Annotated in this window: 16 protein-coding genes and 1 tRNA gene; 6 read left to right on the top strand and 11 right to left on the bottom strand. The window is 63.7% G+C overall.

Features of this window, described 5'->3' with window-relative positions; genetic code table 11:
* Positions 1–256: 256 nt before the first annotated feature.
* The 3 genes from OKW30_RS10685 to OKW30_RS10675 all read right to left on the bottom strand — a co-directional run bounded on the left by OKW30_RS10685 (position 257) and on the right by OKW30_RS10675 (position 1970).
* Positions 257–332 (bottom strand) — tRNA-His (locus OKW30_RS10685).
* A gap of 89 nt (positions 333–421) precedes the next feature.
* A complete protein-coding gene (gene dusA, locus OKW30_RS10680; RefSeq protein ID WP_429346665.1) occupies positions 422–1423 on the bottom strand; it encodes a tRNA dihydrouridine(20/20a) synthase DusA in 1002 nt (333 codons plus the stop codon).
* A 124-nt stretch (positions 1424–1547) separates the two neighbouring features.
* Positions 1548–1970 carry a hypothetical protein gene (locus tag OKW30_RS10675; RefSeq protein WP_429346664.1) on the bottom strand — a complete coding sequence of 141 codons (423 nt, stop codon included), beginning with the start codon at positions 1968–1970 and terminating at the stop codon, positions 1548–1550.
* A gap of 272 nt (positions 1971–2242) precedes the next feature.
* Between OKW30_RS10675 and OKW30_RS10670 the strand changes: the two genes are divergently transcribed.
* Positions 2243–2848 carry a sulfotransferase family protein gene (locus OKW30_RS10670; RefSeq protein ID WP_429346663.1) on the top strand — a complete coding sequence of 202 codons (606 nt, stop codon included), beginning with the start codon at positions 2243–2245 and terminating at the stop codon, positions 2846–2848.
* On the opposite strand, the gene OKW30_RS10665 is transcribed toward OKW30_RS10670, so the two are convergent.
* A complete protein-coding gene (locus OKW30_RS10665; protein WP_184064178.1) occupies positions 2824–3069 on the bottom strand; it encodes a hypothetical protein in 246 nt (81 codons plus the stop codon). The genes OKW30_RS10670 and OKW30_RS10665 overlap by 25 nt on opposite strands.
* A gap of 247 nt (positions 3070–3316) precedes the next feature.
* Entirely contained in the window at positions 3317–3544 is a 228-nt protein-coding gene (locus OKW30_RS10660) for a DUF3820 family protein (RefSeq protein ID WP_429346662.1), read from the bottom strand.
* 168 nt (positions 3545–3712) lie between these two features.
* Between OKW30_RS10660 and OKW30_RS10655 the strand changes: the two genes are divergently transcribed.
* Positions 3713–4765, top strand: coding sequence for an NADP(H)-dependent aldo-keto reductase (locus OKW30_RS10655; RefSeq protein WP_429346661.1), 1053 nt, complete (start codon positions 3713–3715; stop codon positions 4763–4765).
* Positions 4766–4860: 95 nt separating this feature from the next.
* Here OKW30_RS10655 and OKW30_RS10650 read toward each other — a convergent pair whose 3' ends face one another.
* A complete protein-coding gene (locus tag OKW30_RS10650) occupies positions 4861–6285 on the bottom strand; it encodes a M20 family metallopeptidase (protein ID WP_429346660.1) in 1425 nt (474 codons plus the stop codon).
* Positions 6286–6540: 255 nt separating this feature from the next.
* Here OKW30_RS10650 and OKW30_RS10645 point away from each other — a divergent pair, with 255 nt between their 5' ends.
* Both OKW30_RS10645 and OKW30_RS10640 read left to right on the top strand, forming a co-directional pair.
* On the top strand, positions 6541–7524 hold the full coding sequence (locus tag OKW30_RS10645; protein WP_184063820.1) for a LysR family transcriptional regulator: 984 nt from the start codon (positions 6541–6543) through the stop codon (positions 7522–7524).
* 280 nt (positions 7525–7804) lie between these two features.
* Positions 7805–8227 (top strand): hypothetical protein, encoded by a 423-nt coding sequence (locus OKW30_RS10640; protein WP_090804526.1) that lies wholly within the window; start codon positions 7805–7807, stop codon positions 8225–8227.
* A 92-nt stretch (positions 8228–8319) separates the two neighbouring features.
* Here the strand turns inward: OKW30_RS10640 and OKW30_RS10635 are convergent, their stop codons facing one another.
* Together OKW30_RS10635 and nodI are read right to left on the bottom strand one after the other, a co-directional pair.
* Entirely contained in the window at positions 8320–9147 is an 828-nt protein-coding gene (locus OKW30_RS10635) for an ABC transporter permease (protein WP_187631424.1), read from the bottom strand.
* Between the two features lie 19 nt (positions 9148–9166).
* A complete protein-coding gene (gene nodI / locus OKW30_RS10630; protein WP_184063813.1) occupies positions 9167–10081 on the bottom strand; it encodes a nodulation factor ABC transporter ATP-binding protein NodI in 915 nt (304 codons plus the stop codon).
* A gap of 421 nt (positions 10082–10502) precedes the next feature.
* Here nodI and OKW30_RS10625 point away from each other — a divergent pair, with 421 nt between their 5' ends.
* A complete protein-coding gene (locus OKW30_RS10625; RefSeq protein ID WP_018418191.1) occupies positions 10503–10970 on the top strand; it encodes a universal stress protein in 468 nt (155 codons plus the stop codon).
* A gap of 118 nt (positions 10971–11088) precedes the next feature.
* Here OKW30_RS10625 and OKW30_RS10620 read toward each other — a convergent pair whose 3' ends face one another.
* From OKW30_RS10620 to lexA, 3 genes are all read right to left on the bottom strand, one after another.
* Positions 11089–11706, bottom strand: a complete 618-nt coding sequence (locus OKW30_RS10620) for a DUF2939 domain-containing protein (RefSeq protein WP_184063810.1) — start codon at positions 11704–11706, stop codon at positions 11089–11091.
* A gap of 119 nt (positions 11707–11825) precedes the next feature.
* Complete coding sequence (locus tag OKW30_RS10615; RefSeq protein ID WP_184043952.1) at positions 11826–12170, bottom strand: hypothetical protein; 345 nt, start codon at positions 12168–12170, stop codon at positions 11826–11828.
* 102 nt (positions 12171–12272) lie between these two features.
* Positions 12273–12923: a transcriptional repressor LexA gene (gene lexA, locus OKW30_RS10610; RefSeq protein WP_184029221.1), complete on the bottom strand. Its 651-nt coding sequence runs from the start codon at positions 12921–12923 to the stop codon at positions 12273–12275.
* A gap of 310 nt (positions 12924–13233) precedes the next feature.
* On the opposite strand from lexA, the gene OKW30_RS10605 reads away from it, so the two are divergent.
* On the top strand, positions 13234–14280 hold the full coding sequence (locus OKW30_RS10605; protein WP_429346659.1) for a sulfate ABC transporter substrate-binding protein: 1047 nt from the start codon (positions 13234–13236) through the stop codon (positions 14278–14280).
* The last annotated feature ends 99 nt before the right edge of the window (positions 14281–14379 follow it).

Raw genomic sequence — 14379 nt, 5'->3', positions numbered from 1 at the left:
AAACGCGAGAATGTCGACGAGTGGTGGGCCGAGTCCCCTCCCTCGCACCACTATTGGTAGTCAAGAAAAAACCGGCCCTTCGTCATTTTCGGGCGCCAGCCAGACTTCGGAGCGGGGACGTGTCCTCTTCGCCCCGACTGAGACGCAAAAAAGCCCGCTCGATGGCGGGCTTATTCCGAAATCCTCGTTTTCGTTCCGAATTTCACTTTGTGAAATCCACGAGCTTTCAATAAACGATTGATTCTAATGAATTCTGTGGGGTGGCTGATGGGACTCGAACCCACGACGACAGGAATCACAATCCTGGACTCTACCAACTGAGCTACAGCCACCACTAACATCCGCTTGACTTGCTCTAAAAACCTGTCTCGCCGACGAAGAAACGAGATTATAGGGACTAGATGGTGGTTTGCCTAGTCCTTTATTCAAAAATGTCGATGGGCTCGCGCAGATGCTGTCTTGCTTCGTCGAAGATGGTCAGATCACGGGCGGCAAGTCGCTTGCTGTCGGACAAAACTCGACGCCAACCACGCGCACCCGCTTCGCCGCGATACAGCCCAAGCGCATGGCGCGTGATCGCGCCGAGATAGGTGCCGCGCGCCATTTCGGTCGCGCAATACTCGATCAGTTTCGCTTCGACCTGCTCGCGCGTCAGCGCCGCCTGCGCAGAGCCGTAGAAGCGCGCGTCGACATCGGCGAGCAGGTAGGGGTTGTGATACGCCTCGCGCCCGAGCATCACGCCGTCGACGTGCTGAAGATGCGCGTCGACTTCGTCGAGCGTCTTGATACCGCCATTGATGATGATTTCCAGCTGCGGAAAATCGCGCTTCAACTGATACGCGTAGTCGTACTTGAGCGGCGGAATCTCGCGGTTTTCCTTCGGGCTCAGGCCCTTCAGGATCGCGTTGCGCGCATGAACGATGAAGACCTCACAGCCGGCTTGCGCGATCGTGCCGACAAAATCGCGGACGAAGCCGTATTCCTCGACCGTATCGACGCCGATGCGGTGCTTGACCGTGACTGGCACTGATACGACGTCGCGCATCGCCTTCACGCAATCGGCGACGAGTTGCGGCTCGTTCATCAGGCATGCGCCGAACGCGCCGCGTTGCACGCGCTCGGATGGGCAGCCGCAATTCAGGTTGATTTCGTCATAGCCCCATTGCTCGCCGAGCTTGGCCGAACGCGCGAGATCGTCGGGCTCGCTGCCGCCGAGTTGCAGCGCGACTGGCGCTTCGTCGGGCGTGAATGCGAGATGACGCGGCACGTCGCCGTGCAGCAGCGCGCCGGTCGTCACCATCTCCGTGTAAAGCCAGGTATGGCGCGAAATCATTCGATGCAGCGAGCGGCAATGGCGATCCGTCCAGTCCATCATCGGGGCAACGGACACGCGGCGGGGGCTGGGAATGCGAGGTAAAGACATGGAGCGGCCAGGCGGCTTGAATCAAAACAATAATTTTACCGCAAGGCCAGAAACCGCCGGGCGCGCTGGAGCCCTATCACTGTCGCGACAGAGGCGGGCACCGGTTCGCCAATGCGTCAATGCCTTAATGTCCATGTCCCCCCATCCCGCCGCCACTGCTCCACGAGCTGCCGCCGCCGTGCATGCCGCCGTATCCGCCACCATGCCATCCGCCGTCCCCGCCGTCCCCGCCGTCCCCGCCGTCCCCGCCGTCCCCGCCGTCCCCGCCGTCCCCGCCGTCCCCGCCATGCCCGCCGTGCCCGCCACCGCCATGCCATCCGCCGTGCCCGTGCCCGTGCCAATACCCATGTCGGTAATAGCAGCACGACCCTCCGAAACCGCCATAGATACCAACCGAGCCGTACGCCGGTCCGTAGTAAGGCGGTCCATACGCGTAGGGATAGTAGGGTTGCGCATAGCCGTAGTCCGCTGGCGGCGCGACGACGCATCCAGTGATGCTCGCTGCCGCGGCCGCTAGCAGCGTCATCGATGCAATGAGCCTGGTCACGATTTTCTCCTTCACGTAAACCTCAGAAAAACCGCGCGCAACGGAGTTCAGCCGCGTTTGTGTCCGAGCGTTACCGGCGCCGGCGCGGCGGTGCGCGCTCGGGGCTTCGACCACGCGAGCCGTTGCCGCGACGCTCGACCGTTTCGCCAATCTTCTCGCGTATTACCGAGCGGCGTTGCGGTAACACTTCGTTAACCATCTGATACGTTACTGAAGGGCGTGGCTGCTAACTTCCATCGGACGATTCGTCGTTTAAGTCGGAAGCGATTCGCTTGCCCGCCCCGTTCGATCATCTGCTCAAAGGCAACGTGCTGTATCGCCAAGGCGTGCGCTACAACGAGGCGGAATCGCTTGGCCCGCTCGCGCGCTTTGCCGACAAATACCCGTTCAACTTCATCAACGTCGGCCTCATTGATCTCGCGCTGCCGAACGCGCGCATCGATCATGGCCGCCGCTCGCGATTGCAGACCTGTCTATCGATTTTCTCGCGCATTTTTCACGACGTGGCGTTCGGCTGCCACCTCGGCGAGCTGGGCCGCTGTCAGCGCGCGTACGATGCGTTGATAACGCACTGGCGGCGCGTTCTACACGCGGGCGTGATGATCGAGATCGAGCACGAGGAGCTGGTCGACGCTTGGGAAGCGAACGTGCGTCGCATGCTCGCGCATTGCGGGCTCGAGTGGGACGAACGTTGCCTTGCATTTCGCGAGACGATGCGGCGTGTCAGCACCGCGAGTTCGGCACAGGCGCGCCGACCCTTGTATCGAACGTCGATGCGGCGCTGGCAGCCGCGAGGCGAATTGCGTGAATCGCTATGGGAAGGTCTCGGCCCGGACCTGACGGCGGCCGACGCTCAACGCGCGATCGCCGATACGTGATGCAGCCACGGGTACACGCCGGCAATGAACGCCGCGTAGATCACGGCCATCGTTACGCCGGCGGCCGTGCCCCAGATGTCGCGCGAGACCGCGCCCTGGCGAAAATGCACAGGCAGTCCGACCACGACGTAGCCGATCACGAAGAACAGGATGACCGCGCGCACCGGCGACAGATCGTGGCCGATGAATTCGAGCAATGCCGACAGGTTGAATTGCGACATGGACATGCAGGGAGTCACGAAGGCGGGGGATCGCACGGCGCCGGAACACATCGAAATTGTTCAGCGAATGACGACTGATCCGCTTCACTCCCGACGTTTCACAGCGCGACGACCTATGGCGATTAAAGGCCACGCAAACGCGATCCGCAAGAAAAAACCTGTATGAATTTGTACTGTCCTACATTGCTTGCAGTTTGCCTGCGCCGCGACTTTCAGCCGGCCTGGCAACGCTTTCACGGCCACGGTCTCAACGCTCCAGGGGCTTCGGTTTGCGCAAGGGGGCGAGCAGCGGTCTCAAGCCGTTGTGATCGATCTCGTGCATCAACGCGAGCAGACGGCCAATCTCGCCGGGCGGAAAGCCGTGGCTCGCGAACCAGTTCAGATAGTGGCCGGGCAGGTCGGCGATCACGCGGCCTTTATATTTCCCGTAGGGCATCACGCGCGTGACCAGCAATTCGAGGTGTTCGTGATTCATGGCAACGAAGTCATGATGAAACGCGCATCGAGAGCGCAAAGCGCGCAACGCGCAAGCACCCGGCGGCGCGCTGCAACGCATGGCCCCGCATTCTAGCCGTGCTGCAGGTAATGCGTCGGCGTGGTAACGTCTGCGCTTTCCGTTCACCTCTTCAACAGGACAAGTTAGATGGAATACCGCAGACTCGGCGACTCCGACGTGCAGGTTAGCCTGATTGGTCTCGGCACGATGACGTGGGGCGAGCAGAACACCGAGCAGGAAGCGCACGCGCAGATCGACTACGCGCTCGATCACGGTGTGAACCTGATCGACACCGCGGAAATGTATCCGGTGCCGCCGCGCGCCGAAACGCAAGGCTCGACGGAGCGCTACATCGGCACGTGGCTCGCGCAGCACAAGAGCGCGCGCGAGAAGATCGTGCTCGCCACCAAGATCGCGGGCCCCGCGCGTCAGCCGCACAATCCGCGTCATATTCGCGGCGAGGGCAACCAGTTCGATCGCAAGAACCTGACCGAGGCGCTCAACGACAGCCTCGAACGTCTGCAAACGGACTACGTCGATCTGTATCAGCTGCACTGGCCCGATCGCAGCACGATGACGTTCGGCCGTCCGTCGTATCCGTGGGTCGACGACGCGTACACGGTGCCGATCGAGGAAACGCTGACGGTACTCGCCGAATTCGTGAAGGCTGGCAAGGTGCGCCATATCGGCGTGTCGAACGAAACGCCGTGGGGCGTCGCGCAGTTTCTGCGCGCGGCCGAAAGACTCGGCTTGCCGCGCATCGTCAGCATCCAGAATCCGTACAGCCTGTTGAACCGCACGTACGAAGTGGGTCTGTCCGAGTACGCGCATCGCGACAACATCGGTCTGCTCGCGTATTCACCGCTCGCGTTCGGCTGGCTGTCGGGCAAGTACGAAGGCGGCGCGCGTCCTGCCGGCGCGCGCATCACGCTGTTCGAGCGCTTCCAGCGCTATAGCAAGCCGCAAGCCGTGCAGGCGACCACGCGTTACGTCGAGCTCGCGAAGCGCCACGGCGTGACCCCCGCGCAATTCGCGCTCGCGTTCGTCAATAGCCGGCCGTTCGTGACCAGCAATCTGATCGGCGCGACCTCGCTCGAACAATTGAAGGAAAACATCGCCAGCGCGGACGTGAAGCTGTCGCCGGAAGTGCTGGCGGAAATCGACAGGCTGCACGAGCTGCAGCCGAATCCGGCGCCTTGACGTCGAGGTAAGCGCGACGCGCTTGCCGTGGCGGCCCCGGTCGATTGCCTGGGCGGCCGCGGAAGGCGCAGCGAATCACTCGGCGTCGGCCGAACTCAACCCGCGGCCTTTGCCGTATCCACCGTCTCGCGCTTCGCCGCAAGCGGCGAATTCTCGCCGAGATCCCAGAACAGTCCCGCCATCATCTGCAGGCCCTCGCGCACCACCGGAGCCAGAAGGTGCTCGTTCGGCGCATGCTGCGAGCAGGCCGGATAAGAATGCGGCACCCAGATCGTCGGCAGACCGAGCGTGTCGGCGAATACCTCGTTCGGCAGCGTGCCGCCGAGATTCGGCAGCAGCGCGGTCTTCTTGCCGGTGGTCGCTTCGAGCGACGCGATCGCCCACGTGACCCACGGATCGTCGGGATCCAGCCGCGTGGCTGGCGCGCCGCGTTCGACGTCGATTTCGACCAGCTGAAAACCGTGCGCATCGAGATGCGCGCGCAGGTGCTCGCCGAGGTTTTCCCAATCGGTGCCGACCACGAAACGCAACTGGCAGACCGCGAACGCCGACGGCGGAATCGCGTTGACCGGGTTCTCCGGATTGCCCGCCTTGAAGGCCAGCACTTCGAAGCTGTTCCAGCCGAACACGCGCTCGGGCGCGGAAAGACCCGGCTCGCCCCAGTTGTCATCGACGGTGGGGTCGCCCGGACCGTTGCCCACCGTGATGTCGGCAAGTGCGCGGCGCACGGCCTCGGGGATCGGCGGCGGACGCAGGCCGTCGACTGCGATCACGCCGCGCGCATCGACGAGACTCGCGAGCGCGTTGGCGAGCACCGTCGCCGGATTGCGCAGCAAGCCGCCCCAGTTGCCCGAGTGATGCGCGCTGTCGCGCAGGTTCAGCGACAGCCTGAAATTGACCGCGCCGCGCGAGCCGAGAAACACGGTCGGACAACGCGCTGCGAGACGCGGACCGTCGGAGGCGATCAGCACGTCGGCGGCGAGTTCGTCGCGATGCGCATGGCAGATCGCGTCGAGCCCCGGTGAGCCGGTTTCCTCGCCCATCTCGATCAACAGCTTCGTGTTGAAGCCGAGTTTGCCGTCGCGCGCGGCGAGCGTGCTCGCGAGCGCGGCGAGGTTGATCGAGTGCTGGCCTTTGTTGTCGGCGGTGCCGCGACCGAACCAGCGCTCGCCTTCCACGGTCACCGCCCACGGCGTCAGCGGCGCGCGCCACTGGCTATCGTAGCCGCGCACGACGTCGCCGTGGCCGTAGATCAGCACGGTCGGCAGATGATCGCCTTCGTGACGGTTGGCGATCAGGAACGGACCGAAGCCATCGACCGGGTTATCGACGATGCGCGTGCTGAAGCCGAGGCGCTCCGCTTCGGGCTGGATTTCGTCGGTCAGATAGGACAGCAGCAGTGCGCCGCGATCGCTTTCCTGGCTTTCGGTGCGAAAACCGACGCGACGGTTCAGATCGGCGAGAAAAGCGCCGGATTCGAAGTGCCGGGTGGCAAGCTCGATGGCCTGGTTGCGGCTCATGTCGATGTCTCCGATGCGGGGGATGGGTGAAGGGGCGGAGGGCCGCGAGGCTCGATGGCTCGATGCTCGGCGCGGCGTTCAGGCGAATCGTCTGCAACGTGATTGCGACCGATTCTAGAAGCGCGCCATTTTTGTCACAATGATCATGTTTCGAAGCTTGCCTTGCCGGAAAAGCAAAGCGTCGCGCGTCGGCTCGAACCGCGGCACCCGCCCACCCATGGCACCGTTGCAACTGATTCGATCGAGGCGTCCAGGATGGCACGTTCACTGCATGGCATCGCGTTGCGTTATTTCGTCGAAGTCGCGCGCAGCGGCTCGCTGAGCGACGCGTCCGAGCGGCTGCACGTCGCGGTATCGGCGATCAGCCGGCAAATCGTGCGGCTCGAAAGCGAACTCGGCGTGACGCTGTTCGAGCGGCGTCCGCGCGGCATGACGCTGTCCGAGGCCGGTGAGCGGCTGCTGGCGTACGCGCAACGCAGCCTGCTCGAAGCCGAGCACGTGATGAAAGAGATTAGCGGCCTCGCGAGCTTGCACGGCAGCCGGATCAAGATCGCGACCGCCGAGGGCTTTGCGGTCGACTTCCTGCCCGCCGCGATTGCGGATTTCCGCGCCGAGCACCCCGGCATCGATTTCACGCTGACCGTGATGTCGCCGGCCGACGCCACTCGCCACGTGCGCGACGGCGACGTCGATATCGCGCTGTCGTTCAGCCTCGCGCCGGAGAAGGGTGTGAAGGTCGAGCACACCGAACGCGCGCCGGTGTTCGTGCTGCTGCGCGCCGATCATCCCCTTGCGGCGCGCGCGAAACTGTCGCTCGCCGAGGTGAGTCGCTATCCGCTCGTGTTGTCGGAGACGGGCACCACGATTCGCCAGTTGATCGACATCACGTGCGCGCTCGAAGGCATCCTCCTCGAGCCGGACCTGATCTGCAACAACAGCGGCGCGAGTTATCGCTACGCGCAGCGGTCCGGCGCGATCATGTTCACGGGGCTGCTGTCGGTGCGCGACCGCTATGCCGACGACGGCTTCGTCGTGATTCCGCTCACCGACCCGCAGATGCGCCAGCGCAGCATCCAGGTGCAGACGATGGCGAGGCGCGAGTTGCCCCCGTCGGTGCGCACGTTTCGCGACCATCTGATCGCGCGGATCGCGGATGCGAAGCCGGTCGGGGCGCAGGCGTCGAAGGTCGCCGGTGGACGCGGTAAACGTACGCCGCGGCGCCCGCGAGCCGATGCATGAAATGCGACACATGCCCCGCACTAAGCGGCAAATGTTCTCCCGGAATCCGAATCACGACCTAAACTGTGGTGGACGGCAAGGACGGCCCTGAGAAAACGACCCTGATGGTGCGCGCCACGATCAGGGGAAACGCGGAACAATGACAGTCGAACCGCGGACCTGCCGCCCAGCCCGCGATGCTGCAATGCACACAAGCGGCAATAGATGGACCCAAATAGAAACGCGGCGCGTCGTCCCGATGGCGCGTTGCCCACGACAGAGCGATAGGACCAACACAGCCATGGCGCAACAGAAAACCAATCCAAAACTCGAGCAGGCTCTCACGCGCGGTGATCTCGCGATCCGTCAGGCAAACTCGGCGCGGGCGACCGCCTTGTTGCGTGCGCTCGCCAAGATGATCGTCGATGCCTCGGCGACCATCGGCGTGGAAGCCTTCACGCTGATTCACGACGGCGACAAGATCTACGATCCCGCCGATGGTCTATGGCCACAGGCGCTGCTGATTTCGCTCGACGGTCCGGTCGAGGACGCCGATCCCGACGAATTGCGCACGGTGCGGCTGATCGCGGATGATCCGGTCACCGTGTTCCGGGTGGAATGGCAGCGCGCCGATGGCAAGATCGGGCGTCACGAGGGCGGCCCGTTCGCGACGGTCGCGTTCATCTCCGACGTCGATATTCCGTGGACCGATGACGAGGACTGAGCGCGCGCAACGATAGCAAACACGCCGTGCGACGACCGACGCGGCGTCGTCTTGCGCGGGTGCAGGCGCGACGCGCCGCCCGCGCGTTCGGCTTACTTCATCATGCGACGCCGAAGCAGGATCGCCGACACGATGAAGCCGCCGACCGCATAAGCGGCCAGCACGCTCACATGGAGCGCCGCGTGCTCCATCGGCCGACCGAGCATCGCCGGGCGCATCAGATCGACCGCATTGGCGAGGGGCAGCGCGGCAGTCACCGCTTGCGCGGCGCCGGGCAGTTGCGAGATCGGGAAGAACACGCCGGAGAGCAGCAGCATCGGCGTGAGCACGAGCGTCTGATAGAACATGAAAAAGTCGTATGACGGCGCGAGCGCCGTCACGATCATCGCGAGGCTCGCGAACGCGAGACCGGCCAGCACGATGACCGGCAGCGCGAGCAGCATCGACGGAAAACTCGCATAGCCGAGCGCGCCCGCCACCAGCATGATCGCCACACCCGACAACACCGATTTGCTGGCGGCCCACACCACCTCGCCGAGCACGATATCGCCGAGCGTGAGCGGCGTATGCATGATCGCTTCCCACGTGCGCTGCACGTGCATGCGCGAAAAGCCCGAATACATCGACTCGAAGCTCGCCGACATCATCACGCTCGACGGCACCGTGCCCGCCGCGAGGAACGAGATATACGACACGCCGTCGACGTGCCCGACCATCAGCCCGAGCCCGAGGCCGAGACCGAACAGATAGATCATCGGATCGGCGAAGTTGCCGAACATCGACGCGATCGCGAGCTTTTTCCACACCAGGTAATTGCGGCGCCACACCGCGATCCAGTTCGTGGCATTGGCGGGGAAGGCACCGAACGGTTCTTGCGCCGATGGCGTGCCGTCGTGGGTTTCGTAAGTACGTGCGTCCATCAAGTGTCTCGCTATGGGTTCAGTCCTGCATTTCGCGACCGGTGAGCCGCAGAAACACATCCTCGAGATTCGCCGGCCGATGCAGATAGCGCAAATCGGCGCGCTGCTTGAGGCGCATATGCACGGGCTGCGCGTCGTTCACATAACAGAACAGTGTCTCGCCGCTGATCTCGGTGCGCTCGGCGAGCGGCGCGAGTTCGTCGCGCAACGCAAACGGATCGGGGCCGTAGATCTCGATCACGTCGCAGCCGATTTCGGACTCGATCAACTCGCGCGGCGCGCCTTCGGCGATCTTGCGGCCTTCCTCGATCACGCACAGGCGATGACACAGCCGTTCGGCTTCTTCCATGAAGTGCGTGGTCAGCAGGATGGTCTTGCCGCGCGCGAGCAGCGAGCGCAGCCGCTCCCAGATCAGATGGCGCGCTTGCGGATCGAGACCGGTGGTCGGCTCGTCCATGATCAGCACGTCGGGATCGTTGATCAGCGCGCGCGCGAGCGTGAGGCGCCGCTTCATGCCGCCCGACAGTTCGCTCACGCGCGCGTCCGCCTTGTTCTCGAGGCGAGCGAATTCGAGCAGACCCGGCACCGCCGCGCGACACTGCGCGGCGCTCAGACCGAAGTAGCGGCCGAATACGAGCAGATTTTCGCGCACCGTGAAATCGGGATCGAGGTTGTCGAACTGCGGCACCACGCCGACGCGCGAGCGCGCGAGGCGCGCGCGGCCCGGGATCGGCTCGTCGCACAGCCGGATCGCGCCGGCGTCGGGCGCCGCAATGCCGAGCAGCATGCGCAATGTCGTGGTCTTACCGGCGCCGTTGGGGCCGAGCAGCCCGAAGCATTCGCCGGTGTTCACATGAAACGACAATCCGTCGACGACCGTTTTTTCGCCGTAGCTTTTCCTGACCTGATGGAATTCGATGGGGGCGGTGGGCATGGCTCGAGCAAGGCTCCGGAAGAAGACACAACGTACGCGCAAGACACACAACATACCTGCGATGCACGCATTGCGCACGCGAAGCCGCTTACTCCAGGTATCGGATCGCTGATGCGAGCGGGTGTCCGGGAACGCGTCGTGCGTGGGGTGCGATGCGCTCGTCGGTGTCGATTGGCGCCGCTGATTGGCGGTGGCACGACTGGCACGTCAACCGGCCCGCAGTGTGTCGACGCAGCGTTCGCAAACGAAGTTTTGCATTGCGGCATCCGTGTGCAAACGCTGCGTCGGGTCGCCCAACGCTTGTGCAGACTGGATCGGCATGCACCGAGTATGCACTTAGCGTTTTCCATCCCTTGCAAGCCGAATTGCGGCGCACCATGATTGATTCAGACCGCGCTTTCCGCGCGAATGGAGAAAACAGATGGCGAGCTACCAGAAAATCCTGTTGTGCTACGACGGCTCGCGCGAAGGCCGCAAAGCCCTGCGTTGCGGTGCCGATCTGGCGTTGGAACTGAAGGCGGAAACGCATCTGCTGTCGGTCGTCGACATGCGTTCGAGCATCGCGCAGAGCGCGGGCCTGTTGACGGACGTCGCCTGCGGCAGCTTCGAAAAAACGGCCCGCGAGATTCTGCAGGAGGGCGTGAACTGGCTGACCGAGCGAGGCGTGAGCGCGCAAGGGCATTTCGCATTCGGTCATCCGATCGACGAGATCGCCAATCTTGCCAACGAGTTGCAGGTCGACCTCGTGGTGGTGGGCCATCGCTGCCGGACCGGTTTGTCGCGGTGGTGGATGGGGGCGGGCAACACGCCGCTGCTCGACCGCGTGTCGTGCAGCATTCTGGTGGCGTGCTCGTCCGCGCAGGAGCAGCAGCAGGCGGCTGCGGCGTAATGGGCTAGTGAGGGACGCGAAGCCGCGCGCCCCGTCATCTAGCCCAGAGGTGAATAGACCCTGTCGCGTGGCCGGCCCCGATGGCCAGCCACGCATCCCATCCGGCCAGGCTTCAATCTCACTCGTTCAGATTGATCGCCGCGAGCTTCCACGTGACCAGACCTTCGCGACGAAAGATTGCCGAATAGTTCGCGTTACCTTCGCCACGCCGGTACGTGATGACAAACTCGTTGAGACTGCGATAGCCGGCCGTGCTTTGACGCCCGGGCGGCGGGGCGCTTGCCTGCGTGGTGGTGTCGCCCGCGGCTGGTGCGGCCGGCGCTTCGCCGCCCGCGGCTGGCGGCGCGGACGGTTGCTCGCCCGGCGTGCCGCGCGGCGGCATGCCGTTCAGCAGCGCCGCGACGCCGTCGGGTGTCGCATAGGCATCGACGAGCGGGCCGATCAGCGTCACGCCGATCACCGCGCCGATCGTGGCCATCTTGTTGCCGGCATCCGCCTCGAGCCGGCGTGTCAGCATGGCGCCCACCTGTTGCTTCAGGCTATCGCGTAGCGCGGGAAAGTCCACGTACTGATTGACGGTTTGCACGTCGCGCGCATCGGCGGCGCGTTTGAGATTGTTCACCGCGAGATACGGTGACGCATAAATAAAGCCCAGCGCGGCAATCACGATCACCACGATCAGCGTGATCAGCAGCGGCCGGGTGGCGCTGCCCTGTGTGCGTTTCCGAATTGTCATCGAATGGGACTCCACGTCAGTGATGATCTAACGTCGACCACGGCGAGGTCGAAACGACCCTATCCCACGCGAATCTCTGAACATCCGAAGTGCTTGTTGCATGCGTACTCAGGATTCGCTCAGGCTTCGAACACCGCGCCGTGCACGTTGGCTTCGTCGGCTATGCAACGATCGATCATACGGCATACGGCGTCGACCGTGCCGACCATGATCAGTCGCGACGGTCCATGATAGACCCGCACCGGCGCGCGACGCGCGGGCTCGGCGATGTTCAGCGCCGAATTCAGCGACACGCGCGCGAATGCCGGCAACGACGACGGCAGACCGGAAGCTTCGGCAGCCGCGTCGAACAGCGACGGCGTGCGCGCAGCGGGCGCCTCGATTAGCGCGCAGGGCGTGAGCTTGCGCAGATGGCGCAGACGGCCGAACTGGCGAAAGGGCAACAGGCGGGCAAGGCGTTCCATGAGTCTCTCCAGGCGATTCGGCGTAGATGCGGGCGTAAATGCGGGCGTAAATGCGGCTTGGGTTGGACAAACCGGCGCAAGCGTTCCGGCGACAGCGAAAGATCAGAACTCGCTGGGGCGGATCAGCCCGACCGCGATCCCTTCGAGCGCGAAATCGGCGCTGCCGGATTCCACGAAGATGTTGTCGTAATCGGGGTTTTCGGCGATCAGTTCGATGCCGTTCGGCCGGCGCTTCAGACGTTTGACCGTTACGTCGTCGCCAAGCCGCGCAATGATGATCTGGCCGTCCTTCGCTTCGGTGCGCTTTTGCACCGCGAGCAGGTCGCCGTCGAGAATGCCCGCGTCGCGCATCGACAGGCCGCGCACCTTCAGCAGGTAGTCGGGCTTGCTCGAGAACAGCGCCGGGTCACACGCGTAGTGCTGCGAGATATGTTCCTGCGCGAGGATCGGGCTACCCGCCGCGACCCGGCCGATCAGCGGCAACGACAACTGCATCAGGCCCGCATGCGGCAGGGTGAACTGATACGGCGCGTCCTCCTGCCCGGACAGCAGGCGGATGCCGCGCGACGCGCCGGCCGCGAGTTCGATCACGCCCTTGCGCGCCAGCGCGCGCAGATGCTCTTCCGCGGAATTGGCCGAGCTGAACCCGAGTTCGGCGGCAATTTCCGCGCGAGTGGGCGGAAAGCCGGTGCGTTCGATCGCGCGGCGGATCAGATCGAAAACCTGCTGCTGTCGTGCGGTGAGTTTTGTCATGGCCACTGTATGTATGAACAGGTGACTGTATTTTTATACAGTATTCGGCGCATTTCAAGCTTTACTTTAAGTTCGGCGCAAGGGTCGCGCAGGGGCGTCGTTTATCGGCGACATGACGGCGTTGTCGGCGTCCCAACAGCCGACGCATCTGTCGTTACCACTTTTAAGCATTAAAAAATGAAGAAACATTATTTTTAATAATGAAAGCGCTTCGATAGACTGGCCTCCGGTTGGCGCTCATGTGCACGTGACCGCGACGCAGAACAACACCAGACGCTCATCAGCGGACATCACGCGGAGAAAAATCGAAATGAACCATCGGCATATGGGGCTTGCGGCTCGAACCAGAAAACGGATCGCGGCGCTCGCCGTCGGCGCGGCGGGTGCGCTCGGCATGTTGGGCGCAAGCGGCGTCGCGCACGCCGACACCACGCTGTTGAACGTGTCCTACGATCCGACGCGCGAGCTGTATCAGGACATCAATCAGGCATTCGGCAAGGAATGGAAGGCCAGGACCGGCGAAGCCGTCACCTTCAGGCAGTCGCACGGCGGCTCGGGCGCGCAGGCTCGCTCGGTGCTCGACGGACTGCAGGCCGACGTCGTGACGCTTGCGCTCGCCTATGACATCGACGCGCTCGCGAACAAGGGGCTCGTCGACAAGAACTGGCAAAAGCGTCTGCCGGACAACGCATCGCCGTACACGTCGACGATCGTGTTTCTGGTACGCAAGGGCAACCCGAAGCACATCAAGGATTGGGACGATCTGGTGAAGCCGGGCGTGTCGATCGTGACGCCGAATCCGAAGACCTCGGGCGGCGCGCGCTGGAATTATCTGGCCGCGTGGGCGTACGCCGAGCATCAACCGGGCGGCAACGACCAGAAGGCCAGGGAGTTCGTCGGTAAGCTGTACAGGAACGCCGGCGTGCTCGATTCGGGCGCGCGCGGCGCGACCACGAGCTTCGTGCAGCGCGGTATCGGCGACGTGCTGATCGCGTGGGAAAACGAGGCGTTCCTGTCGCTGAAGGAGTTTGGTCCGGACAGGTTCGAGATCGTGGTGCCGTCGGTGAGCATTCTGGCCGAGCCGCCGGTCGCGGTGGTCGACAAGGTCGTCGACAAACACGGCACGCGCAAGGTGGCCGAAGCGTATCTGAACTTCCTGTATAGCGAGCAAGGTCAGGAGATCGCCGCGCGCAATTTCTATCGTCCGCGTTCCACCAAGGTGCCTGCCGATCTGACCGCGAAGTTTCCGAAGCTGAAGCTGTACACGATCGACGATTCGTTCGGTGGTTGGACCAACGCGCAGAAGACCCATTTCGCGGACGGCGGCGTGTTCGATTCGATTTATCAGCCGCAGTAACCACCGCCTGAATCACCGCCAGGGGCAAAAGGGCGCGCCCAATGGGCGCGCTTTCGGCTAACCGGGGTCCGGTGGCCAGCAGTGCGGCAGTACCGCAGT

This window comes from Paraburkholderia sp. Clong3, assembly GCF_050436485.1.
Classification (GTDB): Bacteria; Pseudomonadota; Gammaproteobacteria; order Burkholderiales; family Burkholderiaceae; genus Paraburkholderia; species Paraburkholderia tuberum.
This window is presented reverse-complemented; position numbering and strand designations above follow the sequence as displayed.